This is a genomic window from Bacillaceae bacterium S4-13-56, assembly GCA_040191315.1.
In the GTDB taxonomy this organism is placed as follows: domain Bacteria; phylum Bacillota; class Bacilli; order Bacillales; family JAWJLM01; genus JAWJLM01.
Map to the genome: position 1 here is coordinate 1 of JAWJLM010000062.1, position 26,378 is coordinate 26,378.

Here is a 26,378-nt window from a genome sequence, read left to right on the forward strand (position 1 = left end):
GGTTTGGTTGCCCTCCACCACTTTTGCGTCAATAGACAGCCCCTATTCACTTGGTTTGGTTGCCCTCCTCCATTTTTGCGTTAATAGACGGCTGCTATTCACTCGGTTTGGTTGCCCTCTACCATTTTTGCGTCAATAGACAGCCCCTATTCACTCGGTTTGGTTGCCCTCTACCTAAAACGTAAAGGTATATTCATAAAAATCTCCCAGTTCTATTACACATCAATATCCTCCCACTTCTTGTCCCTCATGGTTCTCATTTCCTTGTTAAAATCGCCCTTCTGGTAGGTCGTTTTTTTGCCGTGAAAAAGCAAATGGCCTATAACAAGGCCGTTACTAGGTTGTCCATCCTGATAAGTCATCGGAATCAAATCAAAAATCACAAAGTAACTAAAAATCCCAACTCCGAAGCCAAAGCACGAAGTTAGGATTTCATAAAATTACCTTTCTAGAATTTTAAAAAGTTCACCGAGATGAGTAATCTCATAGGTCGGAATAACCATATCATCTCTTTCTACCTGATGTCTGTTGACCCAAACAGATGGAATGCCTGCTCGATTAGCTCCAAGAATATCTGTGTTTAAATTATCCCCAACCATGAGGGCTTCCTTAGTAGAGACATCCAATAGGGTTAGAGCATATTCAAATATGGACTTATCTGGTTTCCCTCGGCCAAAATCTCCCGAGATTACGATCTCGTCAAAGTAAGGAACAAGCTCTGGAGTGATTTCTAGCTTTGTGTTTTGCAAATCCGGAGACCCATTCGTTAAAAGCAATAACTTATATTTTCCTTTCAATTGATCAAGGGTTTCAAAGGTGTCCTCATAAACGAAAGGGGCCTTCTTCCTTTCCTCTGGGAAACATTCTGCTAACTCCTGCCCAAAGGAAGGATCATCAATTCCAAGCTTCCTTAACCCATTCGTCCATGCTTCCTGACGATAGGATGGAGCAATCTCTTTCATTTTTCTAAAATCCTCTTGGTCATCTAAAAAATCCCCCCAAAGTCCTTCCATTGGGTTAATCCCTATCATTTGAGTAAAAGGGTAAGTTTCATAAGAGGAATAAAGCTTTCTTGCCTCTTCACGCACTGCATCTTCAAGCTTTGCTGCATTCAATCCATATTTTTTCTCTGCCACCTGACAGGTAGCAATAAACGCTGTTTTCACACTTTTTTGATCCCAAATGAGGGTATCATCCAAATCAAAAATAATCGCTGTTTTCACGACTCGTAACCCCACTTTATTAATCTGTATTTCTATTAGTTTATCATTTGAAACTCAGAAACAGTACAAAAACTCTTAAAAAAATCAAAGCTAATGCAAAAAGTCTGTAAAATCTTTTTCTCCCCCCAATTGTATCCCACTACACTTCGTGGTATCATATAAGTAATCAAATATTGATCGCATGTTACTAATTCAATTAGGCATAGTGGTGCATCATAAGGTCATTAGGGTAGGAACACCCTATGAATCGTGTATGTGCCTCTATGCTTTTTTATTGGACATGGTACGATAGAAACACAATAGAAAGAAGGAAGATAATCATGTTTTTCAATAAGTTTAAAAAGAATAAAAAGAATGAAATGTATGCTCCTGTGAATGGTGAAATTGTTCAACTTCAAGACGTTCCGGATCCAGTATTTAGTGAAAAGATGATGGGTGAAGGAATTGCGATTTTACCTGAAGAAGGTGAGCTATATTCACCAGTGGAAGGAAAGGTTATCCAGGTAGCTCCCACTAAGCACGCTATTGGAATTTTGGCAAGCGATGGTTCTGAAATTTTGCTTCATGTAGGTCTTGAAACGGTTTTATTAAAAGGGAGTGGATTTACCCCTCACGTGAAAGAGGGGGATGAAGTAACAGTTGGTCAACACATTATGAGTTTTGACCTCCCTTTCCTCAAGGAGAACGTTAGTAGCACGATTATTCCCATGGTTATTACCAACAGCTTAGATGGAAAAAAAGAATTTTTCCTTACAAAGGAATCTAAAGCTAAAAAAGGAAAAACTGTACTTATTACGATCATCTCATAAGAATATCTATGAAGGGAAAAGGAGGGGTTGGGGAAGTGAAAATCAAAAAAATATTAAACAATAATGCGGTCGTTGTGCTTGATCACGACGAGGAAAAAATAGCAATGGGGTCAGGGATTGCCTTCGAAAAAAAGAAAAATGACATCGTTAACCCTAATAAAATAGAAAAGATTTTTGTTATGAAAGAAAATGAAAAATTTCAACAGCTCCTCCAACAAATCCCGGAGGAATATGTAACTCTTTCTGAGGAGATTATTTCCTATGCTGAACAGTATCTAGACACAAAACTAAATGAACATATTCATATTGCTCTTACGGACCACCTATCATTTGCCATAGAACGAACAATAGACGGACTTCATCTAAAAAATAAACTTTTAAATGAAATTAAAATCTTATACAAAAAAGAATTTGAGATTGGTATGTGGGCCATTCAATTTATTGAAAAAGAAACAAGTGTAAAAATGCCTGTCGATGAAGCAGCCTATATCGCTTTGCACATTCATACTTCTAACGTTTCAAGCGGGAATATGGATCAGATCGTTCAACAAGCAACCATAATTAGCGACATGGTTCAAACGATAAAAAATTGCCTTGGGATTGATATTGAAGAAGACGATATTTCCTATCAACGTCTTATTACACACTTAAGATTTGCCATTTCTCGCTATAACGAGCAAGGCATATGTACAATGGATGAGGAAATGCTTACCATGTTGAAAACAAAATTTCGTCATTCCTTTCAATGTGCAGAACATGTTGCCCACACTACTTCTTCTCAATACAACATTAAATTACCTGACTCAGAGCTAGGATATATATGCATTCATATTGAACGATTACGTCAAAGATAAGCAACCAAAAGATATTGTAAAACTTGACTTAACGCCAGTCCTAATGGCGAAAGCCAATTTTTTTATGTACTATTAATCGACTAAAGTTTATAAAGTGAAATTTCAATCAATGGCTGTGCCCCACTGACATAAAGGCCCTTAAAACAAAACCGTACATTTTAGGGGTCCCCCACCTACTCTTCTCGTTTTACTTAAGATTTGATGTGGTATGACTGTCCGTTCATGCGGGATAAATTCTGATAATACAAAAATCATACATGATTTTACACTCGCATCCAGCATGAAAATTAAATTAATTCTGGGATGTTTATTTTTTTCATTTTTCCATTTTCAAAAAGGTTGTGATTTTTTTTAATGATGTGCGCACTATATTTCTTTTTTATTAGTCCCTTTTTCAATACTATTCTAACCTCATAATATGCTTATCCATGGCACTTTCGGCATTTAATTTAAATACATACGTTATACACGCCAATTTTCTTTTCACAGAAAAACGCAAGTGTTCTTGACATCGGCATAGGGAGGTGTAACCCTCGGGGCCGATGTTACATCGAGATTCTAAAGCTTGGGTCACGTATGCCGCAGGATACGAGTCATTACGGTGTTGATTAATATTTTCCATAGGCCTAGTAAACCGCAAGACCAGGATGTCACGTTTTAACAGAATCTCCTTCATGGATATTGACTTGTTGACTCGAGATAAGGGAACCGACTCTAGTCGACAGGGACCTGAAGCTAGACAGACACTATACTTTGTTATCTTATAAATTAGGGAACTCATTTTTCACCCCAACTTATAAATGATACTATAAAAAACCCGAGCCCAAAAGCTCGGTTTTTTTATTGTTCCATGTTTAATTTTTGCGAATTTTGTAAATCTCATCAGCAACGAATTGAACTTGTGTTCCTACAATGACATGGATACTATTTTTGCCCATAACTTTGATTCCTGGCACTCCTGTTGCTTTAATTTTATCTTGGTCCACTACATCCATATCTGCTACTTCTACACGTAAACGTGTGATACAGTTTTCCATACCGGTAACATTATCATCTCCTCCAAGACCCTCATATATTTCCTTCGCTATTGTAGCGAATTGATCTTGTGGCTTGAAACTAACATTGTCAGCCTCTTCTGCTGCAACACTAATAGCTTCTTCCTCACGTCCTGGTGTAGGAAGGTTGAACTTGACGATTAGGAAACGGAACAATACATAGTAGATCACTCCAATAACAAGACCTTGAAGAAGTAGCATATAGGGCATATTGGCTAATGGAAGTCGTGAACTCAATACAAAGTCAACAAATCCTGCACTAAATCCAAACCCTGCAGTCCAATGAAATGCGGAAGCCACCATTAATGAAATCCCTGTTAGCGCTGCGTGAACTACATACAAAGCTGGGGCTAAGAACATGAATGAAAATTCAAGTGGTTCAGTTACTCCCGTAAAGAATGAAGCAAATGCAGCAGCCATTAATAAAGAAGCAGCTGTCTTTTTACGATTAGATTTTGCTGTATGATACATTGCAAGTGCAGCAGCTGGTAAACCAAACATCATAACTGGGAAGAATCCTGCTTGATACATACCAGTTACACCTTTTTCACCAGTACCAGACCAAAAGTTTCCGATATCATTGATACCAGCGACATCAAACCAAAACACGGAGTTTAAGGCATGATGTAGTCCAGTTGGAATCAACAAACGGTTAAAGAATCCATATAGACCTGCACCTACAGAACCTAATGTACTAATCCCTTCCCCAAAGGAAACAAGTCCAGTGTATATCACTGGCCAAACAAAAAACATAATTCCTGAAGCCACTAGCATAGAGACAGCAGTCACAATTGGGACTAGACGTTTCCCGCTAAAGAAAGCAAACATATCTGGTAATTTTACATTACTGTAACGATTGTACATCCATGCTGCGACTAAACCAGATAGAATACCGACAAATTGGTTCTCAATTTTTCCGAATGCAGCATTTACTTCCCCTGGATCTACACCTTGTAACATTGCGACTGTATTTGTTGATAAAAGAGTAGTAATAACTAGAAAGGCTACAAGTCCACTTAGAGCTGCTGATCCATCACGTTCTTTAGACATCCCTAAGGCAACACCAACAGCGAATAAGATCGACATATTGTCAATAATAGATCCACCGGCTTTAATTAGAAAAGCGGCGACCGCATTGTCTGCTCCCCATCCACTAGGATCGATCCAGTAACCAATCCCCATAAGAATCGCAGCAGCTGGTAAAACTGCAACCGGAAGCATCAAAGAGCGACCAATTCTTTGTAAAAACTTCATCATTTTAGAAAATTCCCCCAATCATTATTTTCTTAAATCCCGAAACTGAACAAAAGAAGTAAGTTCACATCTAGTAATAAAACAAGTGCAAAATCTCTTTCTACTTAAAGACACCTCCCCACCTTTTTTAGAAGAAGATTTTCATCATTAAATAAAAATAATACCTGATGAAATAAGAAACCAGATCTTAACTGTGTCTTTTCAATGAAAGGAAAGTTCAATTTACTGACCATTTCATAAAATTAACAAAATAAAAAGGCATGGTGGTACAACAAAAGGAAAAAATCCTTCTCGTTTACCACCATGCCTGATCGAGTCAGTAACATGTGATTCCTTATTTACTTAAACTCATCTTAACATGAAGCCTATTAAAACACAACATGAAAACGGTATCATCTTCTAGGCGTTTTCATTAATCAACTGCCCTAAAGGCATATGCCCATTCAAATATAGGTGATTAACATAGTCTATATTGACAATCGTAATAAATGTCTATTTGATGAAAGGGGATTTTTTTATGTATAGAGGTATGCCTCATCCTGCAGTACAACAAAGAGCTTTTGGACCTGGATTTGGTGCAGGCCCTTTAACTGCAGGATTGATAGGAGCTGGACTTGGGTATCTTGGTGGAGAACTTTTAGACGGACCTGACTATGGTCCTGGTTTTGGCGGAGGGTTTGGACCTGGATTTGGGCCAGGTTATGGCTATGGACCAGGTTTCGGACCAGGATACGGACCGGGATTCAGTCCTGGCTACGGCAATGGATTTGGACCAGGTCCAGGTTTCAGTCCTGGCTACGGCAATGGATTTGGGCCAGGCCCAGGATTCAGTCCTGGCTACGGTGTTGGATTTGGACCAGGATATGGCGCTGGTTACGGATATCCTGGACTAAATGACGATGACCTAGGACCATATTAATTCCCAAAAGAAAAGGATTTCGTCTATATGGCGAAATCCTTTTCTTAAAAGGTAAGAATCATTATGGCTCGCTTCGCGGAGCCACCATCTACCATGAAAAATGGATTCCTAATCAAACAAGGAGGATAAATCTTGTTCATCTTCGGGAATACCTTTAATAACAATATGACCAGGTCGAAATATACATTGGTGGATCCTGAAAAAGGATACCCTGCATAAGAAACGGGTTGTGACGGTATAGAAGTACCATCTATTGTGACTTGATCACGTAAACAAAAGTTTTACAGGGTCTGTTTTCATACAAAAGTATAAAATCTAACTAGCCTCAGCGAAAAAGAATCATCGAGTAATCTTCAAAGTTTTTGCCCCGAGTAAGGAAAGCTTCATAGAACTACTTCGCAGAAACAAGTGTTTTTCTTGTTTCGAGGGGCGGTTGCGCTTTTCTTAATTATCCCTCCCAGGTTTGTAGGAGTCGGCTCCTTGATCATTTTCCTTAGGGGAAACTATATCAATATCAAGTGTGTCACTTTGATTAACCAGGGCTATTGTAATTTTATCAAGATCATCAAACGATAATGAGTGAGTTCCTAGATGCATCCGTAACCACTCACGATCCTTTTTAAGGTACTTTAGGTTGTGGTCCAAAATTTGTCCATCCATAACAACAGGAATTGGAATAAAAGTAGGTTTAGGAACCAAGTGAATATCAGAGGTTTCTACTGGACGTGCTGTTGCCTTAGGAATAACACTAAATTGTCCCATATCTTCCAAGACTGCAAGCTCAATATCCTTTGGATTCAAGTAGCCTTTTATTCTCAGATTAGATAATAATTCATTCATTGTAATTTTTACTTTTTTTAATGCTTTTTCATCAATATCCCCGTTTCGAATAAGAACGGTGGGTGAAGCAACAAGAAGCCATCTTAATTTATTACTCATGGTGGCAAAACTAAACCCTATGTATAGAACCAAAAAAGCACCCGCATAAAGTAATGCACGGTGAACTTCCTTATCAACAAGTGGCTCGGCTACTATCGTCCCCATAACAACGACGAAAAGCAAATCAAAACTATTCATCTCAGAAACAGCTTTTTTACCAGCAAGTCGCAAAAAAATATAGCCCCCAATAAAAATAAAAATAGGCACAAACACGAATTCATATACAAGCTCCCACATTTCCACCCCACCTTTCTTCATAAGCTTTATTGTAAGTTGATTGTTTGTAATGTATGGTTATATATCTTGTATGGCATCAGCTACATCTTTTGGCTTCATAAATAGGATAATAAAATTCACGGCAAAAGCTATTTTTAATGTAAAAAACTATCCCTAAATCACACAAGGGAGACATTGAAAAACTTTGCTTTGTAAAATTCTTTTTAAACTAACCCGAAAATCCACCTATAAAGAAGATTTTCGGGTTTCTCCTAAAGCTACTTTTCCTCAAGACTTGTAACTGACACACTTTGTTTATTCCCAGGATTATTCAAGGGATGGATGGTTGCCATTCCGTGAACACGATCTACGTGTTCGATATATATTGCTTCACCGTTATAAGTTACAGGCATCATTTCTTGTTGATTTGAAATATCTTGTGCGCGTTGAGCATCCATGCTACCACCTCCTAGACTTACTATTTGTTTCAGAGGGAGTAGTTATTCTCAAATCCCTTTTAAAAAGCTTAACGAATGACGATATTCTGGACATTCCTTCCTAGTAAAATAAAAAAAGCGCAAGCACCCTTCGAAACAAGAAAAGCACTTGTTTCTGCGAAGTAGCTCTAAGTAGCTTTCCTTCGTGCGATTACTCGGAGCAAAAACTTCGAAGATCACTCGATGAAGCTTTTTCGTTGGAGTTAGACAAATTTTATACTTTATCTTACGAAAAAACCGAGCACTCGGCCCGGTTTCATTCCATAAAAATTAATCAAATTCCACAGTGTTCTTTAATTGTGAGTCTCGCTCAAAACGATCGATTGCTAACTGAATTAACTGATCAATAAGATTGCTGTATGAAATTCCGGTTTTTTCCCATAATTTAGGGTACATACTAATTTTCGTAAAACCAGGAATAGTGTTAATCTCGTTTACAATGATTTTTTCATCTTCAGTTACAAAAAAGTCAACGCGAGATAACCCTTCACATCCAAGGGTTTCAAATGCACGAACGGCTTCCTCTCTTACACGTTCAGATAACTCTTCAGGTAACTTAGCTGGAATTTCAAGTAAAGCACCTGTTTCATCGATGTATTTTGCTTCATAGGAGTAAAAATCACGTTGAGCAACAATTTCACCAAGAATAGAGGCTTTTGGATCTTCATTTCCAAGAACTGAACACTCAATTTCACGCCCAACGATTGCTTCCTCAATTAGAATTTTGTTATCAAATTCAAAGGCTGTATCTACAGCTTTTTCAAACTCATCAGTGGATTTAACTTTACTAACTCCAACAGACGAGCCTTGATTGGCTGGCTTAATAAACATTGGGAGACCTAACTCCGATTCAATTTTAGCAAAGTCAATTTTGTTTCGCTTGGCCTTTGTAAAAGCAAATCCTTTCGCAACATGGAACCCTGCCTCTTTCAGTAGACGCTTGGCGATATCTTTATCCATGCTGACTGCAGAACCTAAAACACCTGGGCCAACAAATGGAATATTTGCCATTCTCAGCATGCCTTGGATGCTGCCATCCTCCCCTAACGGTCCATGAAGGATTGGAAAAACAACATCTAATTGATCAAAAGGATCAGAGCTCGATAAATTCATAACCTGATTTTTTTCTTCGCCAGGAATAATGGCAACTCCCTTATTCGATTTATTCAGCTGAATTAATTTAGGATTGTCTGCGTTCAACAAATATTGGGATTGGTCATTTAAATGCCATCTTCCCTCTTTGTCAATTCCAATTAAGATGGGATCATATTTCGTTTTATCGAGGGCTTCAAATACATTTTTTGCCGATTGCAAAGACACCTCATGCTCTGATGATTTCCCACCAAAAATAATACCAATCTTGATTTTACTCAAATCAAGCACCTCTCTTTTTGTTGTTTGCTCTCTTTGTATACGATACCATAAACCAGCTCATCGTATGACATCCATTATAAACTTATTTTATGTCAAAAGCCCAAAAAAAGTTAATGAAGGTCTTGTACATAGTCACTCGGAGGGAGGAGCAAAATAAAAGCGGAGGTGTTTTAAAATGGCAAGTAAAAATGAAAGCAGAAATCGTAAAAATCCTGTTGATACTGGTATCAACGATAAACAACGTCAGAAGAAATTAGGGAATGAACCAAATCAGTTTGACCATGAATTTGCTAATGAGCCTTTAAAACCAGAGGAACGTTTGAACAACAAGAAGACGAAAAAGAGGCAGTAAGTGTATGAGGGAAAGGGTGCTTATATGGAGCACCCTTTCTACTGATGGATAGTCTGCTCTGGAAACTCAATGATACTACTTCTTTATCCACTTTCATCCCACCCAATCAGCAAAAAAATAGCTGGATTAGAAAGAATCAAACTGCTTTTCGAATAAAGTGTCCAGATCCAAGCCAAGTCGCAAGAGCAAAAATTAAATAAAGTGCTTGTGCAGCCATATTGACCTTGAAGCAGGGATTTCTTTCCCTACAAAGAAAAAACTTTTGGAATCTTTCCCTTTCTTAGAATCCCTTATACTCTGGGCTGCAAGCTCTAACGGCAAAAGCCTTAGTTTTAATTATACTATCAACCAACTAAAGTTATAAATTCTGATAGTATGTAAAAAGCTCTAGAGCTGATCCTTTTATTTTATGCTCGCAATGGTGACTTTTTGGCTCGACCAGTTTTAACAAGTAAACGGTGCTGTGGAAGTTCAGTGATTCCTAATATTACCCCAACCCAAACTGCTCCTAAAAAAGTCACTTCCGCTCCTTCCATAAACGGAGACAGAACATAAACCAACAAAATAGCAGAGACAAAGTCAAGTAGATCTGCTCGAAGAACTGTGTCCTTTCGCAACATCCATAGCTCCATAATATGAGCAATAATTCCTATAACAGCACCCAATAATAAAGGTTGATAAGTGTATGGAAAATATACACTTTCAAAGAGTAAAGACGAGATCCATACGGTTAATGGACAGACAATTAATTTTGTAATAAGACCAAACATATTAAAATCCTCCTTTTCCATAGCATTTTCCAAGCAATTCTTTTTTATCCAGCTGGAAACAAGCACACCCTTATTGTTTAGGCATAAGATATCCAAAAGGCTTTTGCCTAAATAACAGGAGGGAACAAGAAAGTGAATCAATTTTATCCTTTTATGAATCAGACGAACTGGGAAAGTCCATACAAGAAACATCCTTATAGCCACGGTCCTTACGATTATTCTTATCATCATAATGATCAAGGTTATTATGGACATTATTATGGTTATCAACCAAATCCATATTTCGGGAATCACCCCATTCCTTATCACGGGGACTTACCTTATGCTAATTACCCATGGCGTCAAAGGCCAATTAAAGGTCAAGCTACATGGACAGAGGGGGGAGCAGTAACGAAATGCGGTATGTCATGGTCCACAAATTCAGCTATGACTGCAGCAGTTTCGGATCAATCCCCATATCGTTGCGGCCAGACATTAAAAATTAAAAATCCCGCCAATCAAAGAGAAGTAATTGTCACTGTAGTTGATACTGTTCAAAACTTCCCAACTAACAGAATAAATTTGCATCGTAGAGCTTTTGAAACCATAGGAGATCTTAATGCGGGTGTAATAGATATTGAAATCACCCCATCTCCAGAGGTTGAAGAAGAAAAATGGGGAAAGTATTTACTTGAGGTAACCCAATCTGCCTATCCAAATTTTAATGTCTTGGATTATAAATCTATTGGAAAAACTTCATTATCAGCCAATCAAACGAAAGAGGTTTATGATTATACCTTACAGTCTCCACAAGAACGGATCAAAGTGAGAGGAACGGTCGTATATAACCCTGCTAATAATAGAATTGTTTCTTTTGATATTAAGGAACTGAAAAATTAAGAAGAAATAGTAGAGAATTCTAAATAAAAAAAGCAAACCAATTAGGTGGTTGCTTTTTTTATTTATCAAATATCTTTATATAAAAGAAGCGTGAAATGGTGGCCATGAAAACATACTTTTTAATCATGCTTGGTAGGTTTCTAAGTTTGATTTTTAAAATTCCCATATAGGAAAGGAAAAGATCAATGAATAAGTAACAAACCACCAGTAATAATCGGTTCGTTAGACCTGTACGAACTGAATTCTTAACAGTTAAAAAAGATAGTGCCATGCTATATAATGGGACAATTATAAAATGTTCTTTCCAAGAATGGAACATTCCTCTGCCAAAGCGGATATATCTCTTGACAGCATAATAAAACAATACTGTTACATCTATCACTTCAACTGACAAATAGTGCACTAATAATATAGCCCACCGTTTTTTTGATGCAAAGGCACTATATAACCAATCACTGATATAAAAATAAAGAATCAACAAGTGAAAAGTATAGATTGGTCTCCACCAACGCACCTGATAAACTCCCAACCGAATAAACATTTTTTCAATAATGTAATAGAATAGGCTAAAACCTATTTTCCAATACCACTTCAACTTAAGGAAGGTCTGGAAAGTAGCAGAAACTGGAACATACAATCCTTGAGATAAAATGGAACCCAATAATTTGTCCAAATATCTATTTTTGAGAATAGAAGGCTTATACCTATACCCTTGAAAGATATTGAGAACTACATATTCGAATAAGTAAGCTAACCCCATATTAGCCAAAAGCACATACCAAATATTTTTTTGTTTTTTTCGTATTACTAAGAAAAAAAGCAAAACCATATGGGTGACAATCAATAAGAAAAAAGGGATAGAATTCTTGTTCCATAAATTTTTCTTAAGCATACTTACCCCCGGCTACTTTGGACATATAGCTTAGGTTGTGTTTAATGATACTAAAATATGAGTGAATATTAGAAAGTTCGTTATGTTGCATCCTTAATCGCCTTATTTAGATGTTGCAGTTAGAAAAGACTGAACTTTCCTTAGAACGTTAAAGGGATTCTAAGAAAGCAAAATACGCTTTCTTAGAATCCCTTATCCTCTGCTAATGCCGAAAAACCTAATGTTTTATGTGCAATCGACTAAAGCTATAGCTTTCAGTAAGAAAAAAACGGACACATAGGAGTGTCCGTTTTTAAGTATTACTTCCTTCCCCACGGGGTTCCAAGCTTTGGAAGTGCCCATCGGTCTAGTCCGTACCAACCAGCAACCTTCCATGCCAATACTAACCAAGTAGCTAAAATAAATAAAAGTGGATTGGAGCTCAGCGTACCTGCAAACATAAAGCTAGCGTTCATAATACTTCCAAAAAACGCTGCTAAACCAGTTAGTAGTCCTAGAATTAAGCCTAAGCCAACAAGAAGTTCTCCGTAGGCAACCATATAAGAAAAAACTTCAGCATTAGGTAAAATTACGTTTTCTAAAAATGCGCCATACCAGCCAGCAACCTCACCAGTTTCTACTCTTCCAACGGCTCCTTGGAGGAATCCTGAAAGAGCTGTTCCAGCCTGATCGCCAGTCCATACATCTTCATTAAGCTTGCCCCAACCGGATGTAATCCATGTATACCCTAAATATAAACGAATGATAAGCCAAATCCATGCTGAACGAGTATCATTGAACAAGAAAAATGAGACCGGGTTTTCAGGAATAACTACTTGGTGATCCCTCTTTAATTGATCATTTTCCATACATACACTCCTTTACCATGTTTATTCTTACCATTCCACAAATCTAAATTCATAATCTTATTTTTTTCTAAAAATATGAATTTTGATGATTAATATATTCACATTGCTAATAGTGGAATTTATTCAATTTTACCACTAGCGTAATAAATTACAATAGTTTCTTTTTTAGTATCACTTTATATAAGGTGGGAATATCAAGGATGTTTGTGCCGTGATAAATATTCCAAAAAGAGGCGTTGAAACAAAGCCTTCTTATATAGATAAGCAACAGTTGATAGTAATGGGTCAGGAATTTTACGCGAATAGAAACGTTGATTATAAATAGTATAAAAGGCAGCTTTTATGTCATCCCATTGCGAGCATGATTTACTTTGCCTAAACCTTGCTACGTCAATTAATTTTATATGGCCAGCAGGAGTTACTATGATATTGCGCAAATGGATATCTGATGGATTAAGTCCTTTTTCTCTTGCTACTTGTAGTGCTTTATCAACCTCGTCTAGATAAAAAGGAAATATAGGGTGGCCTTCGACTAAGCAATTATAAAGAGTTTTTCCTTCAATATAATCTATAACCAGATAATTTTCTCCAGACTCATACAAAACAGGATAATATGAGCATCCAGAAAGTTGCTGATATATTTCTGTTTCTTCCTTTGCAATATGATGAAATGGTGGGAAAAATACTTTTAAAACTTTTTCAGTATTTTGAATTCTAAAGGCGTAGGCACTTCTCCCCTTGCCTATTAGCTCTAATTCGGGGTCAGTACTCTTCAGTGATACTTTTGACCGCTTCATTTTAAATGTTACACTCCGAGCTAATTCCTCATACTTTTTCATCGAAGTTTCCCCCCTTCCATTAGTCTTCTCTTTTCTTTTTTTAATTGTAACACCATAACAAGTCCTCTCTCCATATTTATGAAGAGATTTCTGCAGGCAGTCCTCTTGGGGGTTTTTTAATCACAGAATACCAAAAAACCTCTACCGATGGTGGCAGAGGAAAGGTTTTTCTTGTGTTATGAATACATGTTATGAACACCATAACTCCTGCGACACCTACTCGTTATATGCTTCATGCGCCCTATGAACACCATAACTCCAGCGACACCTACTAGTTATATGTTTCATCCGCCCTGTGAACACCATAACTCCTGCAACACCTACCAGTTATATGTTTCACCTGCCCAATGAACACCATAACTCCTGCGACACCTACCTGTTATATGCTTCATCCGCCCTATGAACACCATAACTCCTGCGACACCTACTAGTTATATGCTTCACGCGCCCTGTGAACACCATAACTCCAGCGACACCTACTAGTTATATGCTTCATCCGCACTGTGAACACCATAACTCCTGCGACACCTACTAGTTATATGTTTCATCCGCCCTATGAACACCATAACTCCTGCGACACCTACTAGTTATATGTTTCATCCGCCCTGTGAACACCATAACTCCAGCAACACCTACTAGTTATATGTTTCATCCGCCCTATGAACACCATAACTCCTGCGACACCTACTAGTTATATGCTTCATGCGCCCTGTGAACACCATAACTCCAGCAACACCTACTAGTTATATGCTTCATCCGCCTTTTGAACACCATAACTCCAGCGACACCTACTAGTTATATGTTTCATCCGCACTGTGAACACCATAACTCCTGCAACACCTACTAGTTATATGTTTCATCCGCCCTATGAACACCATAACTCCTGCGACACCTACTAGTTATATGCTTCATGCGCCCTGTGAACACCATAACTCCAGCAACACCTACTAGTTATATGCTTCATCCGCCCTATGAACACCATAACTCCTGCGACACCTACTAGTTATATGCTTCATGCGCCCTAACCCATTCCCTAACCCATTCCCTAACCCATTCCCTAACCCATTCCCCAACCCACTCCCTAACAAAAAAAGCCCACCCCCAACCGGGAGCAGGCTTCAAATAAAATCACACCATAATCTTACACATATCATTCGTAAATTCAGTTGGATCTTGAACTGGCAGACCTTCAATTAACAAGGCCTGATTATATAGGAGTTTCGTATAAAGATTGAATTTTTCTTGATCCGCCTCAAACGCTGATTTTAAAGAAGTAAACACTTCGTGCTGCGGATTAATCTCTAAAATCTTTTCAGCTTTAATGTTTTGGTTATCAGGCATAGCTTGGATGATTTTCTCCATTTCAATAGAGACATCACCTTCAGAAGCTAAGCAAACAGGGTGAGATTTCAAACGTTTAGAAACGCGAACTTCTTTCACTTGATCCCCTAGAGCTTCCTTCATGGCCTTGAATAGATCTTCGTTTTCCTTGGTTTCTTCTGAGGACTTGTCCTCTTCCCCAATTCCAAGGTCACCACTGGATACGGACTTAAATTCTTTTTCCTTGTAGACTCTCATCATCTTAATGGCAAACTCATCAATGTCCTCTGTGAAATAAAGAACCTCGTAACCTTTGTCAGTTATTAACTCTAGTTGTGGTAGTTTTTCAATTCGAGCATGAGACTCTCCAGTCGCATAGTAAATATATTTTTGATCCTCAGGCATTCTTTCCACATATTCACCTAAAGTCACTAGCTTCTTTTCCTTGGAAGAATAGAACATTAATAAATCCTGCAATTCTTCCTTGTTCATGCCAAAATTATCATAGGCCCCATATTTTAGCTGACGACCAAATGCCTCATAAAACTTCTCATATTTTTCTCGCTCATCTTTTTGCATGCTGAGGAGCTGACTCTTTATCTTTTTACGTATGTTTTTGGCAATCACCTTTAACTGGCGATCATTTTGTAAAAGTTCACGTGAAATATTCAAAGATAAATCCTCTGAATCCACCATTCCCTTCACAAAACTGAAGTAGTCAGGTAGAAGGTCCGCACATTTTTCCATGATCAAAACACCATTGGAATATAGCTCAAGACCCTTTTCAAACTCCTTAGAATAATAATCAAATGGGATGTTTTCAGGAATATATAAAATCGCATGATATCGTACTGTTCCATCCACTTGAAGATGGATATGCTTTAACGGCTTATCAAAGCCATAATGTTTTTCTTGATAAAAATTCTCGTAATCTTCATCAGTTAACTCACTTTTGTTCTTTTTCCAAAGAGGTACCATGCTATTCACGATTTGTTCCTCAGTTACTTCCTCCCACTCATCGTCACTACCCTCTTTTTTACGGCTTTCCGTTACATCCATTTTAATCGGGTAACGAATGAAGTCAGAGTATTTCTTAATGATTGAAGTTAAGCGGTGCTCCTCCAAATATTCATCATAATTTTCATCCTCAGAATTCTCTTTCAGATAAAGAGTAATCTCTGTTCCTACAGTATCTTTTTCGGCTTCTTTAATGGTATATCCATCAGTACCAGCAGATTCCCATCTATACGCCTCATCACTTGCAAAGGCACGAGTTGTTACAGTTACACGATCCGATACCATAAAAGCAGAATAGAATCCAACGCCAAACTGACCAATAATGTCATGTCCATCCTGGATCTCATTTCCATTTTTGAAAGCCAAGGATCCACTCTTAGCAATAATTCCTAGATTATTTTCAAGTTCTTCCTTCGTCATTCCAATTCCAGTATCAGTGATTGTTAACGTTCTATTCTCTTTATTGGCTGACACCTTTATGTAGTAGTCACCCTGATCAAATGTAATCGATTCATCGGTCAATGCCTTATAATACATCTTGTCGATTGCATCACTAGCATTCGAAATCAACTCTCTTAAAAAAATCTCTTTGTGGGTGTAAATAGAATTAATCATGAGCTCCAGCAGACGCTTGGATTCTGCTTTAAATTGTTTTTTTCTCATATTTTTTGTCTCCTTCCCGAATTTTTAGCACTCTCGAACTGAAAGTGCTAATTCCATTTTTTATTTACCATAATCCGGTTTGGTTTGTCAATTCCTTAGATCAAACCAATTACTTTTAAAACATATCCTCCTACTACTCCGAGCACAACAATCATCCAGGCAGGAACCTTCCAGATATTTAATAATCCAAACAGTACCAAACCTAAAGCAAAGTCACTCGCATCAAAAATGGAGCTTTTTAGGACGGGATCATAAAAAGCCGCAAGTAAAATTCCTACCACACTTGCGTTTACTCCCATTAATATTCCTTGGAATGGTTTCCGTTGACGTAATTCTTGCAAAAAAGGAAGTGCCCCCACAATAAGAAAGAACGATGGAAGAAATATAGCAATGGTTGCGACAATAGCCCCTCCAATACCTTCCATCATCATGCCTAGATAACTCGAAAAAGTGAATAATGGTCCTGGTACAGCTTGTGCCATACCATACCCTGCTAAAAATTGATCAGGAGTAAGCCAACCCTGAGGTACAACCTCTCTTTCAAGCATCGGTAGCACAACATGTCCTCCACCAAACACCAATGACCCTACACGGAAAAAGATATCGAAAATACTAAGCAGAGCATGATTTGTGATTTTTGCTAAGAAAGGTAGTCCAACTAAAAGTATACCTAACAAGCTTAAGGAAATAACACCTGTCCTTTTGGAAATACTCACTGAAAAAGGCTGAACTTTAGATTCAGCATTTTCCTTGAAAAACTTCAGCCCAATAAGGCCCGCTCCTACGATGATAAGAATTTGCATCCATGCCGATGGAAACAGAAGCATGATTAAGGCTGCCGAAAGAGCAATTGTTATTCTCGGACGATCCGGCGCCAAATTTTTCCCCATTCCAAGGAGGGCGTGGAGAACAACAGCAGCCGCGACTACCTTCAAACTATGAATAAACGTAGCGCCTTCAAGATTAAACGTGTTATATAGCATGGCAAATAGAATCAATACGATAACTGACGGAAGGGTAAAACCAATCCAAGATAAAATTCCACCGATTAATCCTCCCCGAAGCATCCCAATAGACATTCCTACCTGACTGCTAGCTGGACCAGGGAGAAACTGACAGATAGCAATTAAATCTGCGTATGTCTTATCATCCAACCACTTTTTACGATCAACATATTCATTTTTAAAATACCCTAAATGGGCAACTGGTCCACCGAATGAAGTTATCCCCAGTTTTGTGGACGTTAATAAGATATCTAATAGATTTTTAAATGACTTTCTATCCTGCATAGGTCACCTCGTTTTATTGAATTTTTTCATATAACATACATAATAGCATTGACGATGGAGGAGATGTGATTTTTTACATAACCTTAACAAAACTTCAAGTCCAAAGAAAAAGGCCCTCATAGGAGGACCGACTAAGCAGAATTGTTCTTCTTTTTAAGAAACATTTCTCTTCTTTTTTTCATGCCTTTTGTTATATAACCACCTTTAAAGTTCCGAGGTTCATAGGAAGCTACAAAGGCTTTATCCTCATACTCATCAATCACACGATAAAATTCCTTTTCACGATCACGACGGGCAGTACAATATAATAAAGTTCGTTCTGCTTCAATGCCTTCCACAGAGGAAATGGAAACACTAAAACCTAACTCCCGCAATCGTTGAACCAACACTTCATTTCTGTGAGGAATATTAGCCTCAATGGTAACATAGCCAATGGCTAACTTTTCTTCTATCATGGCACCTAAATATAATCCTGCGCCAAACCCTAAGGCGTAAGCAGCAGTATTATAATAGTTGGAAAGATCACTTAAAACTAACCCGACAGCTACTACATAAATAACACCCTCCAGAATTCCTAGAGAGGCTGCCTTTCCCTTATACCCTTTCACCATCATAATCGTTCGTAACGTAAGAACTGGAACTAGTATGATCTGAGCAAGGAATATAATGAGTGGTTCAAGAAACATTCGAAACACTCCCTTCTAATTAAAAAAGTAACTCGCACTATTGTAACACATTCTAGCGTCGGAAAATGATACAAATTCTGTCACTCTATTTTTGAAACCCGATTTTAACGACATACGTCAAACTAATGAATCGCAGGTAAAGGAGTTGATTCACTTGAAGGATCCTTCTTCTGATTTTGATATCGAGCAACTCATAGATCAATACGCAGAAGAGTTAAAGCGCTTCGTGTACACCTATATCAAAAATTGGGCAACTGCTGAAGATGTTACCCAAGAAGTATTTCTCAAAGCTTATGAAAAACTGGACACTTTTAAAGGAGAGAGCACCATTCGAACATGGCTATTTTCTATAGCGGCTAATCGCTCGAAGGATTATCTACGAACCTGGCACTATAAAAACCTATTATTTAAAACCCGTTTAGAAGAACCCGTAGATTCAGATTCTAATTACCCTGAACAAGTGGTCATCCTTTCATCTGAAGCAAGTGAACTTATAGAAAAAGTAATGTTGTTACCTGTAAAGTATCGGGAAGTACTTTTACTCTATTATTACAAGGAAATGAGTGTCGAAGAAATTCATAACATTCTGGACATCCCAATATCAACCGTTAAAACCCGTTTAAAACGTGCCAGGGAGAAATTAAAACCAATTATTTCAGACTTATCTCATGAGGAGGGATATGTGTGAAAGATCCATTGAAGCAGCTTAAACATACAGTAGACCCTAAGATCTCTCGTAGCCCTGTTTTTACAAATCAAGAGAAGGTGAACATCATGAAAGCTATTCAACAAAAAGATGCTAGAAAGAAGCCTGCTTGGAACTGGATTCCAAGGCTTATAACGGCATTGTTACTTATGTTACTTGTAGGAGGAGGTTCCTACGGAGCCTATACACAGTTTTTTTTAGATGGCTCAAGGGGCGATGATCCTAACCCCAACAATCCGGTCGTTATAGATAACAATCAAAACGATTCCAGTAATACGAACGATAATAACGAAAACCAGGAACATAAGCCTGTAGAAAACAATGAGGAGCCTCCCGTTGAAGACCCAGATATGACTGATTCTAGATTAGTTATTGAGGAGAAATTCGATTCAAAAGGCCGTCAACTAGTAGGAGACGAATCTGTTGAAGACCCTTCTTTACATCAATTTATCCAACAAGTCTATACCATGGTTCAAAATAAGGATTTAGAGGGAATACTAGCCGTCATGGACGATGCTGTCGTTGTTTCCTTTGGACTTGAAAATAGTAAAGAGTCCTTTCTAAGCCATTGGCAACTTGAGGAAAACCCAAGTGATTCTAATGTTTGGAAAGCTATGATGGAAACCCTTAAACTTGGTGGAGCTTTTAATCCGAATGGAAAAAGTGAATATTTTGCTCCTTATTATTTTATAAGGACTCCTGAAGGAATGGATCCATTGTATGATCTAATTGTCATAACAGATAATGCACCAATTTATCAAGAACCATCTGAAACCAGTACAGTGATTTCAAATATTAGTTGGGAAATTTTGACCCAGCCTGAAGGAAAAAGCCCAAAGCTAGATTCAAATTCTCTGATATGGTATCCAGTTCAATCACCTAATGGAGAAATGGGCTACATGAAGGATTCAGATGTAAGACCATCGGCCGATTATCGAATGGGGATGAAAAAGCAAGACAACGGAGAATGGAAGATCACACACTTTATTGGAGGAGACTAATTTCTATGTGTAAAATATTCCTCGAGGGTAATTAGAGCTAAATTCTAGCAAAAAAAGAAAAGGCACTCTATCATAAAATGTATGCTTTGGACGGCAAGTACATTATAGAAAGAGGCCTTCTCATGGAAAAAATTATATCAAAACTATTCCAAATAATAAAGAGTACAAATAGCTTAATTGAGCTAGAAGAAAATGTAAAAATATATATGCACCAAATATTTTCTTCCCTCTATTTCTTGTGTCGACTTATGTTTTTTGAGATAATGAAAAAAATTCATAGTAATACTAGGAGGATGGTTTGCGTTGGAATTATCTCAAAAGGGCGCTCCTTTAAAGCTATTTTCCTTAAGCTCTAATAGGCCACTTGCTGAAGAAATATCAAGTCATTTAGGAATTGAGCTAGGAAAAACCAGTGTATCCCGTTTCAGTGACGGAGAAATTATGATTAGTATTGAAGAAAGTGTACGTGGGTGCGAAGTTTTTGTGGTTCAATCGACAACTGATCCTGTCAATGAAACCATTATGGAACTACTTATTATGATTGATGCTTTAAAGAGAGCATCAGCTAAAGAAATTAATGTGGTAATGCCATATTATAGCTACTCACGTCAGGATCGTAAAGCCCGTCCCAGGGAACCTATTACAGCCAAATTAATAGCCAATTTAATTCAGAAAGCTGGCGCAACACGATTAATTTCTATTGACCTGCATGCCCCTCAGATTCAGGGATTTTTCAATATTCCTGTGGATACATTACAAAGCATCCCAATCATTGGAGATTATTTTAAAGAGAAGCATTTAGAGGACGTTGTTGTAATTGCTCCTGACCATAGTAGTGTGACAAGGGCCCGCCAGCTAGCCGATTCTCTCAAGGCACCCATTGCTATTGTCGATCGAAGAGGTCCTAGAGACCAGGAACATGGAACGAGTATTTCCAACATCATTGGAGAGGTTCAAGGAAAAACAACCATTATTATCGACGACATTATTGACACAGGGAGACGCGTGACAGGAGCAGCAAGAACTCTGGATGAGCACGGAGCCAAACAAATCTATGCCTGCTGTACACATCCTGTTTTATCAGGCTTGTCCATAGATCTCTTAGAAAAATCAGCAATAAAGGAAGTGGTTGTTACCAATACCATTTTTATACCTGAAGAAAAAAGGCTTTCAAAAATCACACAACTATCGGTAGCCTCTCTTTTGGGTCAGGCAATTTCCAGAATATATGAAAATGAATCGGTAAGCACTCTTTTTACTTGAGCCCCACGGAACTCAATGTGTTTAACATTGGGTTCCTACTTATAGGTGGTTAACCGTAACTATACCCTAAATAAATAATCAGTAACCCATATTTTTTTCCTTTTTTCTCTCTCTTTTTCTTCTTGATATAAATTCAATAATTCGTCCAGTTCTTGACTGCAGCGAACTGTCTCTTCTGCTGATAACCCCTTATGAAGTCCAAGATAAATCATTTCTTTTCTTTTACTGTTAATCTCAACCGTTAAATAATTACACACTGCTCCAACCCCAAATCTAAAAAAATAATTACATTAGTATTATGATTAATTTTTTTTTAAAGTAAAGGCCTTCTACAAAGAATGTCAAAAAAAGCTATAGTTTGCGTGTTTTACTGATAATTCCCACTAGAATTTCGACTTTAATCGACAGGTTTCTTCTATCGTTTCTATACAAAAATCATTTTTTTAAAATAAAATGACAGCCCTTTATGTTTAGGCTGACATTTTATCGGGTATTATAATGCTTTGCTACGAAACCAATCTCTAGCAAAATCAATCAATTCCCTTTGAGATATGAGTTTTGTTTTTCCACTTCCGATAAATCCTTCTTTCACAAAATGCTCTTCTTCAAATTTTTTTCCGAGCTCTTCAAAAACATCAGAGTCATATAAAATTCCCTCAAAGGTTTTCCAAACGGGTTTTCCTTCTACAAACATAGCTGCGGACTTTTTTACTATTTCACGATTTGGGATGGAATGCTCTGCCAAGTGTAAAGAGGTATTACTGTCATGACCCACACCTAACAAGAGGACATTACCATCTAACTCGTAAATCTTAGCTAACGGAGATCTAGGACCGAACCCCTCTTCTAAGGGCTGCTCTGACAGGATATAGTCTGCATGCTTCCCCCAGGCAGCAAATGAAAATGAGGGATGGTTACTCCTTTTCACTTGTGGGAAGGTTCTAAATGCCTCCACAATCTTTCCCATACCACGAGTGGGAGTGATCGCTGGATCAAAGGCAGGCATTCCCTCTCGAATCGTTTCCCACCATGATTCAGGTACTGGTGGATTTTCCCACAGGGATGGGTCTGAATTATCGCCTGTTTGAGTGGGCATAACTAGCGTGCCTTCTTGCCCTAGAACATCCATCAATGCCTGAATCACTGCAACAGGGCCTCCACAAACCCATCCCAATGAGCTAAGAGAAGAATGAACAATAACGGTCCCCCCTCTCTCTAATCCGAGTGCCTCAAATTCTCTAACCAAACTTTTCCGTGTATTTGGTTGAGAAACTTTACTTATAACATTTTTCTCTCCCATTACCTTTCCTCTTTTCTGCTTCATTTCATTTTATTACTGACCCCTATTCCTAACGAAGTATAGCATAATGTACATATTAGAATCTTTATCCTACTTGCCATCATTTAAATCTTTTTTTTCAGATTCTTTCAGTTGCCCTGCTAAGATTACCCATATATAATAGTTGTAATCTTTACAAAGGGGGAAACGGGAATTGCCAATTAATATTCCTAAGAAATTACCAGCTCGCGATATTCTTGAAAAGGAAAATATATTTTTAATGGAAGATGAACGTGCGGTCACTCAGGATATTCGTCCATTAAATATCATTATATTAAACTTAATGCCAGAAAAAGAACGAACAGAGACACAGCTTCTTCGTTTATTAAGTAACTCCCCTCTTCAAGTACATGCCCATTTCTTACATACAGCAACCTATGAATCTAAAAATGTAAGCAAATCCCACCTTGAAGAGTTCTACCATACTTTCTCTGAAATAAAAAATCGGAAATTTGATGGAATGATTATTACGGGGGCACCCATTGAACTTTTAGCTTTTGAAGAGGTGGATTATTGGAAGGAATTAACCGAAATCATGGAATGGTCCAAAATTCATGTGACTTCCGTTCTCCATATTTGCTGGGGAGCACAAGCTGCTTTATACCATCATTATGGCATCGAAAAATATAAGCTTCCAGACAAATTAACCGGCGTTTTCACCCATCAATTACACCACCAGACTACGAAATTACTACGTGGAATGGACGATGAATTTCTTGCTCCCCACTCCCGCTATACCGACGTTCCAAAGGAAGCTATTCTACGGCATGAGGATCTTATTCTCCTAGCTTCTTCTGAAGAGGCTGGGGCCTTTATTGTCATGTCAAAAGATGAAAAGCATGTCATGGTAACTGGACATATCGAGTATGATGCAGATACTCTTGGAGAGGAATATCATCGTGACCAATCCCGTGGGGTAAATTCTCCTGTCCCAGTTCATTATTATCCAGATAATAATCCTGAAAATAAACCACTTAACCGTTGGCGCTCGCAAGCCTACTTGCTATTTTCCAATTGGTTAAACTATTACGTTTATCAGGAAACTCCCTATCAATGGGAATAACAAAACCGAGCTCAATAGGCTCGGTTTTTTACTTTGTTAATTGCTCTTCCAAATGCTTTGCACAATTCAATAAAGTACATCTCCATTCAATTGTATTTTTTTCAAAAACAGAAACGGAAGTATTGTTTAATCCTTGATCAAATTCAGGATCTCTTAATAGTCCCCTTATTAATTGGTTTAAGGTAGCACCATGGCTCACAAAGAGGATATTCTTATCTGAGTGCTTTTCACAAAACTCTTCTACACAAGCTAGACTTCGAGACATAGCTTCCTCCTTTGGTTCAAAACCCAGGTCAAGCTGTCTCCATTCCTCTCCCCATCTTTCTACACGTTCTTTTTCGGTAGTTCCTTCGATTTCACCAAATCCCATCTCTTCTAATCTTGTATCCTTGATTAAAGGGATACCTAGCATATCTGAAATAGTTTTCCCTGTTTCATAGGCTCTAGACAAATCACTTGAAACGACAAGTTCCCATTTTTCTGTAGAAAGTCTTTTTGCGACTGCTTGAGCTTGTTCTATACCGGTTTCATTTAAAGGGACATCCGTTCTCCCCTGAGCTCTCCACTCCATATTCCAATCCGTTATCCCATCCCGAACTAAGCCAATTTTCATTTGAAGACCTCCTGAACAACTTTTTAATGAAACTCATTATACAACTAAAGAGGAAAAAGAGTCACCCCTGATCCTTAGAAAAAACTTGCTTATCGTTAAAGGGCTTCTAAAAAGCATATTTTGCTTTGTAGCCCTTATACTTTGGAGTGCATGTGCAAATGGTGAAAACCAAATTTTTTTATGTACTATCCATCGGCTAATTCTGATAGTAATATAAAAGGCCCGCCATTTGGCGCACCTTAACTTATCTATTTCTTGTTTTTCTCCAAATGCTCTTTAGCTTGAAGGGTTTCTTTTAAATATAGGTAGGCATCTTTATATTTGTTTTTAGAGGCAAGATATTCGCTGTACGCTTTGCAAATCGGAATTAGAAATTTGTGGTAGTTATTTTCTTTGTAGTATTTAATTACTTTAGTGATCAGGTTTTCATATTTGTGGTATTCCCCTAACAAATACATAAGCTTTGCTTCTGATTCTAAAGCAGTATATTTTTCTTTTTCACTTTTGTCTAAACTCTTTATTTTTTGAAGTAACTCCTGTGCTTCTTCAATTCTATTATTAGAAATTAAGCTTTCTAATAAGTTAATATATGATAAAGCAAGACTACTATCATTATTTCTTTCTTTTAGTGCAATGCATTCTTCAAAGTACTCTTTACTTTTTTCAAATTCGTTCCGCTTTTCATAAATTAATCCTAAATTGTGATATATCTTTACTTCAACATCAATAAAACCATTTCTTTTTGCTACATCTAAGCCTTTCATTAACACACTTTCTGCAACTTCAAACATATTTAGTTCCCAATACATTCCACCCAACATTACATATAGGTTTGCAACTGGCTCCATCATATTTTCATCTGTGTATCTTCCCAGAGCGCTAGATGCATAAGAAATAGCGGTCTCTAATTTATGCAAACGATAATTACTTAAAGCACGATTATACTCTATTTTTGCTTTGTCAAGGTCAGTAGAAGGAAAAAGCAAAGCCTTTTCATAATATTCCTCACTAATAGATAACAAATTAGTTGCTTGATACCATAGAGCAAGTGTATAGAAATACAGGAATTGATATTCTCTAGGTATGTCTTCTTCGAATGAAATATAAATCTTAATTTTCTTTTCCACTATTTTTGTGGCTTCTTCCACTTTGTGATTTAAAATAAAATAAATCACTAGTAAAAGAAAATAACGAAACTCTTGTTTCAATGAATTTATAAAAGGAAATATGTCATTAATAGCATCAATTTTCCACTTCGCCTCTGCAAAATCCTTTACTTGGAGACAATATTCCATTTCGTCTAATAATTCATTTAAATAATCATTTTCTTGATCCACATTCACAAGATAGTCTTTTGGGATGTTTAACTTATCTGATAATACTTCAACAAATTGTTCAGAAATCACATATCTTCCAGATTCAATATTACTGTAATGACCTCTTGAAATAAAATCTCTTGCCATTTCTTCTTGGGAAAGCCCTCGCTCCCCTCTTATCGCAGCCAATCGTCTTCCTACATGCATATACTCACACCTCCACAGATTGACAACTATTATTACTTCTAGCACATTCAATTCTATCTCCTCTTTTTTACTATAATTGTAACTGGGGTAAAAAAACAAGCAATATATTGTGAACTATTTCCCATAAGAAAAGCGCATGCGCCCTTGATCATCGACGTAAGGCGGTGAGGCCCAC

The 26,378-nt window shown here is 37.6% G+C and carries 25 protein-coding genes; 9 read left to right on the forward strand and 16 right to left on the reverse strand.

The features are described from left to right. Positions 1-440: 440 nt before the first annotated feature. Entirely contained in the window at positions 441-1,223 is a 783-nt protein-coding gene (locus tag RZN25_14300) for an HAD family hydrolase (protein ID MEQ6377986.1), read from the reverse strand. 320 nt (positions 1,224-1,543) lie between these two features. Here RZN25_14300 and RZN25_14305 point away from each other — a divergent pair, with 320 nt between their 5' ends. Both RZN25_14305 and RZN25_14310 read left to right on the forward strand, forming a co-directional pair. Then, positions 1,544-2,032, forward strand: a complete 489-nt coding sequence (locus tag RZN25_14305) for a PTS glucose transporter subunit IIA (GenBank protein MEQ6377987.1) — start codon at positions 1,544-1,546, stop codon at positions 2,030-2,032. Positions 2,033-2,067: 35 nt separating this feature from the next. Then, on the forward strand, positions 2,068-2,886 hold the full coding sequence (locus RZN25_14310) for a PRD domain-containing protein (protein MEQ6377988.1): 819 nt from the start codon (positions 2,068-2,070) through the stop codon (positions 2,884-2,886). A gap of 854 nt (positions 2,887-3,740) precedes the next feature. Here RZN25_14310 and nagE read toward each other — a convergent pair. Further along, positions 3,741-5,198: an N-acetylglucosamine-specific PTS transporter subunit IIBC gene (gene nagE, locus RZN25_14315; protein MEQ6377989.1), complete on the reverse strand. Its 1,458-nt coding sequence runs from the start codon at positions 5,196-5,198 to the stop codon at positions 3,741-3,743. A 514-nt stretch (positions 5,199-5,712) separates the two neighbouring features. Between nagE and RZN25_14320 the strand changes: the two genes are divergently transcribed. Continuing rightward, positions 5,713-6,114, forward strand: coding sequence for a hypothetical protein (locus tag RZN25_14320; protein MEQ6377990.1), 402 nt, complete (start codon positions 5,713-5,715; stop codon positions 6,112-6,114). Positions 6,115-6,558: 444 nt separating this feature from the next. Here RZN25_14320 and RZN25_14325 read toward each other — a convergent pair whose 3' ends face one another. The 3 genes from RZN25_14325 to ddlA all read right to left on the reverse strand — a co-directional run bounded on the left by RZN25_14325 (position 6,559) and on the right by ddlA (position 9,140). Further along, positions 6,559-7,290: a DUF421 domain-containing protein gene (locus RZN25_14325; GenBank protein MEQ6377991.1), complete on the reverse strand. Its 732-nt coding sequence runs from the start codon at positions 7,288-7,290 to the stop codon at positions 6,559-6,561. Positions 7,291-7,547: 257 nt separating this feature from the next. Then, complete coding sequence (locus RZN25_14330) at positions 7,548-7,727, reverse strand: H-type small acid-soluble spore protein (protein MEQ6377992.1); 180 nt, start codon at positions 7,725-7,727, stop codon at positions 7,548-7,550. Positions 7,728-8,036: 309 nt separating this feature from the next. Next, complete coding sequence (ddlA, locus tag RZN25_14335) at positions 8,037-9,140, reverse strand: D-alanine--D-alanine ligase (protein MEQ6377993.1); 1,104 nt, start codon at positions 9,138-9,140, stop codon at positions 8,037-8,039. A 175-nt stretch (positions 9,141-9,315) separates the two neighbouring features. On the opposite strand from ddlA, the gene sspO reads away from it, so the two are divergent. Next, a complete protein-coding gene (gene sspO, locus RZN25_14340; GenBank protein MEQ6377994.1) occupies positions 9,316-9,492 on the forward strand; it encodes a small acid-soluble spore protein O in 177 nt (58 codons plus the stop codon). Positions 9,493-9,899: 407 nt separating this feature from the next. Here sspO and RZN25_14345 read toward each other — a convergent pair whose 3' ends face one another. After that, positions 9,900-10,262: a hypothetical protein gene (locus tag RZN25_14345; GenBank protein MEQ6377995.1), complete on the reverse strand. Its 363-nt coding sequence runs from the start codon at positions 10,260-10,262 to the stop codon at positions 9,900-9,902. A 132-nt stretch (positions 10,263-10,394) separates the two neighbouring features. On the opposite strand from RZN25_14345, the gene RZN25_14350 reads away from it, so the two are divergent. Then, positions 10,395-11,141, forward strand: coding sequence for a DUF3889 domain-containing protein (locus RZN25_14350; protein MEQ6377996.1), 747 nt, complete (start codon positions 10,395-10,397; stop codon positions 11,139-11,141). 58 nt (positions 11,142-11,199) lie between these two features. Here RZN25_14350 and RZN25_14355 read toward each other — a convergent pair whose 3' ends face one another. The 6 genes from RZN25_14355 to RZN25_14380 form a co-directional block, all read right to left on the reverse strand. Continuing rightward, positions 11,200-12,033 carry a hypothetical protein gene (locus RZN25_14355; GenBank protein MEQ6377997.1) on the reverse strand — a complete coding sequence of 278 codons (834 nt, stop codon included), beginning with the start codon at positions 12,031-12,033 and terminating at the stop codon, positions 11,200-11,202. 299 nt (positions 12,034-12,332) lie between these two features. Further along, positions 12,333-12,881: a DoxX family membrane protein gene (locus RZN25_14360; protein ID MEQ6377998.1), complete on the reverse strand. Its 549-nt coding sequence runs from the start codon at positions 12,879-12,881 to the stop codon at positions 12,333-12,335. A 194-nt stretch (positions 12,882-13,075) separates the two neighbouring features. After that, entirely contained in the window at positions 13,076-13,720 is a 645-nt protein-coding gene (locus RZN25_14365; protein ID MEQ6377999.1) for a protein kinase family protein, read from the reverse strand. A gap of 1,128 nt (positions 13,721-14,848) precedes the next feature. After that, positions 14,849-16,720 (reverse strand): molecular chaperone HtpG, encoded by a 1,872-nt coding sequence (gene htpG, locus RZN25_14370; protein ID MEQ6378000.1) that lies wholly within the window; start codon positions 16,718-16,720, stop codon positions 14,849-14,851. A gap of 95 nt (positions 16,721-16,815) precedes the next feature. Then, on the reverse strand, positions 16,816-18,009 hold the full coding sequence (chrA, locus tag RZN25_14375; GenBank protein ID MEQ6378001.1) for a chromate efflux transporter: 1,194 nt from the start codon (positions 18,007-18,009) through the stop codon (positions 16,816-16,818). Positions 18,010-18,140: 131 nt separating this feature from the next. Continuing rightward, the gene (locus RZN25_14380) at positions 18,141-18,695 is read right to left on the reverse strand and encodes a DUF2179 domain-containing protein (GenBank protein ID MEQ6378002.1); all 555 of its coding nucleotides are present in this window, start codon (positions 18,693-18,695) and stop codon (positions 18,141-18,143) included. Positions 18,696-18,849: 154 nt separating this feature from the next. Between RZN25_14380 and RZN25_14385 the strand changes: the two genes are divergently transcribed. The 3 genes from RZN25_14385 to RZN25_14395 all read left to right on the forward strand — a co-directional run bounded on the left by RZN25_14385 (position 18,850) and on the right by RZN25_14395 (position 21,665). Next, positions 18,850-19,383: a sigma-70 family RNA polymerase sigma factor gene (locus RZN25_14385; GenBank protein MEQ6378003.1), complete on the forward strand. Its 534-nt coding sequence runs from the start codon at positions 18,850-18,852 to the stop codon at positions 19,381-19,383. After that, positions 19,380-20,402: a hypothetical protein gene (locus RZN25_14390; GenBank protein ID MEQ6378004.1), complete on the forward strand. Its 1,023-nt coding sequence runs from the start codon at positions 19,380-19,382 to the stop codon at positions 20,400-20,402. Before RZN25_14385 ends, RZN25_14390 begins: the two co-directional genes overlap by 4 nt. Before the next feature lie 303 nt (positions 20,403-20,705). Continuing rightward, a complete protein-coding gene (locus tag RZN25_14395; protein ID MEQ6378005.1) occupies positions 20,706-21,665 on the forward strand; it encodes a ribose-phosphate diphosphokinase in 960 nt (319 codons plus the stop codon). A gap of 59 nt (positions 21,666-21,724) precedes the next feature. Here RZN25_14395 and RZN25_14400 read toward each other — a convergent pair whose 3' ends face one another. Then, positions 21,725-21,922, reverse strand: coding sequence for an aspartyl-phosphate phosphatase Spo0E family protein (locus RZN25_14400; protein ID MEQ6378006.1), 198 nt, complete (start codon positions 21,920-21,922; stop codon positions 21,725-21,727). Positions 21,923-22,158: 236 nt separating this feature from the next. Beyond that, entirely contained in the window at positions 22,159-22,965 is an 807-nt protein-coding gene (locus tag RZN25_14405) for an AAC(3) family N-acetyltransferase (protein ID MEQ6378007.1), read from the reverse strand. Positions 22,966-23,158: 193 nt separating this feature from the next. On the opposite strand from RZN25_14405, the gene metA reads away from it, so the two are divergent. Then, on the forward strand, positions 23,159-24,067 hold the full coding sequence (gene metA / locus RZN25_14410; protein MEQ6378008.1) for a homoserine O-succinyltransferase: 909 nt from the start codon (positions 23,159-23,161) through the stop codon (positions 24,065-24,067). A 28-nt stretch (positions 24,068-24,095) separates the two neighbouring features. Here metA and RZN25_14415 read toward each other — a convergent pair whose 3' ends face one another. Continuing rightward, a complete protein-coding gene (locus RZN25_14415; protein ID MEQ6378009.1) occupies positions 24,096-24,680 on the reverse strand; it encodes a histidine phosphatase family protein in 585 nt (194 codons plus the stop codon). 248 nt (positions 24,681-24,928) lie between these two features. Continuing rightward, on the reverse strand, positions 24,929-26,203 hold the full coding sequence (locus tag RZN25_14420; protein ID MEQ6378010.1) for a tetratricopeptide repeat protein: 1,275 nt from the start codon (positions 26,201-26,203) through the stop codon (positions 24,929-24,931). Positions 26,204-26,378 lie beyond the last annotated feature (175 nt).

Coding starts and splice junctions, on each gene's coding strand:
- RZN25_14305 (MEQ6377987.1), top strand. CDS start 1,544: ATGTTTTTCAATAAGTTTAAAAAGAATAAAAAGAATGAAATGTATGCT.
- nagE (MEQ6377989.1), bottom strand. CDS start 5,198: ATGATGAAGTTTTTACAAAGAATTGGTCGCTCTTTGATGCTTCCGGTT.
- RZN25_14320 (MEQ6377990.1), top strand. CDS start 5,713: ATGTATAGAGGTATGCCTCATCCTGCAGTACAACAAAGAGCTTTTGGA.
- RZN25_14325 (MEQ6377991.1), bottom strand. CDS start 7,290: ATGTGGGAGCTTGTATATGAATTCGTGTTTGTGCCTATTTTTATTTTT.
- RZN25_14330 (MEQ6377992.1), bottom strand. CDS start 7,727: ATGGATGCTCAACGCGCACAAGATATTTCAAATCAACAAGAAATGATG.
- sspO (MEQ6377994.1), top strand. CDS start 9,316: ATGGCAAGTAAAAATGAAAGCAGAAATCGTAAAAATCCTGTTGATACT.
- RZN25_14345 (MEQ6377995.1), bottom strand. CDS start 10,262: ATGTTTGGTCTTATTACAAAATTAATTGTCTGTCCATTAACCGTATGG.
- RZN25_14355 (MEQ6377997.1), bottom strand. CDS start 12,033: ATGCTTAAGAAAAATTTATGGAACAAGAATTCTATCCCTTTTTTCTTA.
- RZN25_14360 (MEQ6377998.1), bottom strand. CDS start 12,881: ATGGAAAATGATCAATTAAAGAGGGATCACCAAGTAGTTATTCCTGAA.
- RZN25_14365 (MEQ6377999.1), bottom strand. CDS start 13,720: ATGAAAAAGTATGAGGAATTAGCTCGGAGTGTAACATTTAAAATGAAG.
- htpG (MEQ6378000.1), bottom strand. CDS start 16,720: ATGAGAAAAAAACAATTTAAAGCAGAATCCAAGCGTCTGCTGGAGCTC.
- chrA (MEQ6378001.1), bottom strand. CDS start 18,009: ATGCAGGATAGAAAGTCATTTAAAAATCTATTAGATATCTTATTAACG.
- RZN25_14380 (MEQ6378002.1), bottom strand. CDS start 18,695: ATGTTTCTTGAACCACTCATTATATTCCTTGCTCAGATCATACTAGTT.
- RZN25_14405 (MEQ6378007.1), bottom strand. CDS start 22,965: ATGGGAGAGAAAAATGTTATAAGTAAAGTTTCTCAACCAAATACACGG.
- RZN25_14415 (MEQ6378009.1), bottom strand. CDS start 24,680: ATGAAAATTGGCTTAGTTCGGGATGGGATAACGGATTGGAATATGGAG.
- RZN25_14420 (MEQ6378010.1), bottom strand. CDS start 26,203: ATGCATGTAGGAAGACGATTGGCTGCGATAAGAGGGGAGCGAGGGCTT.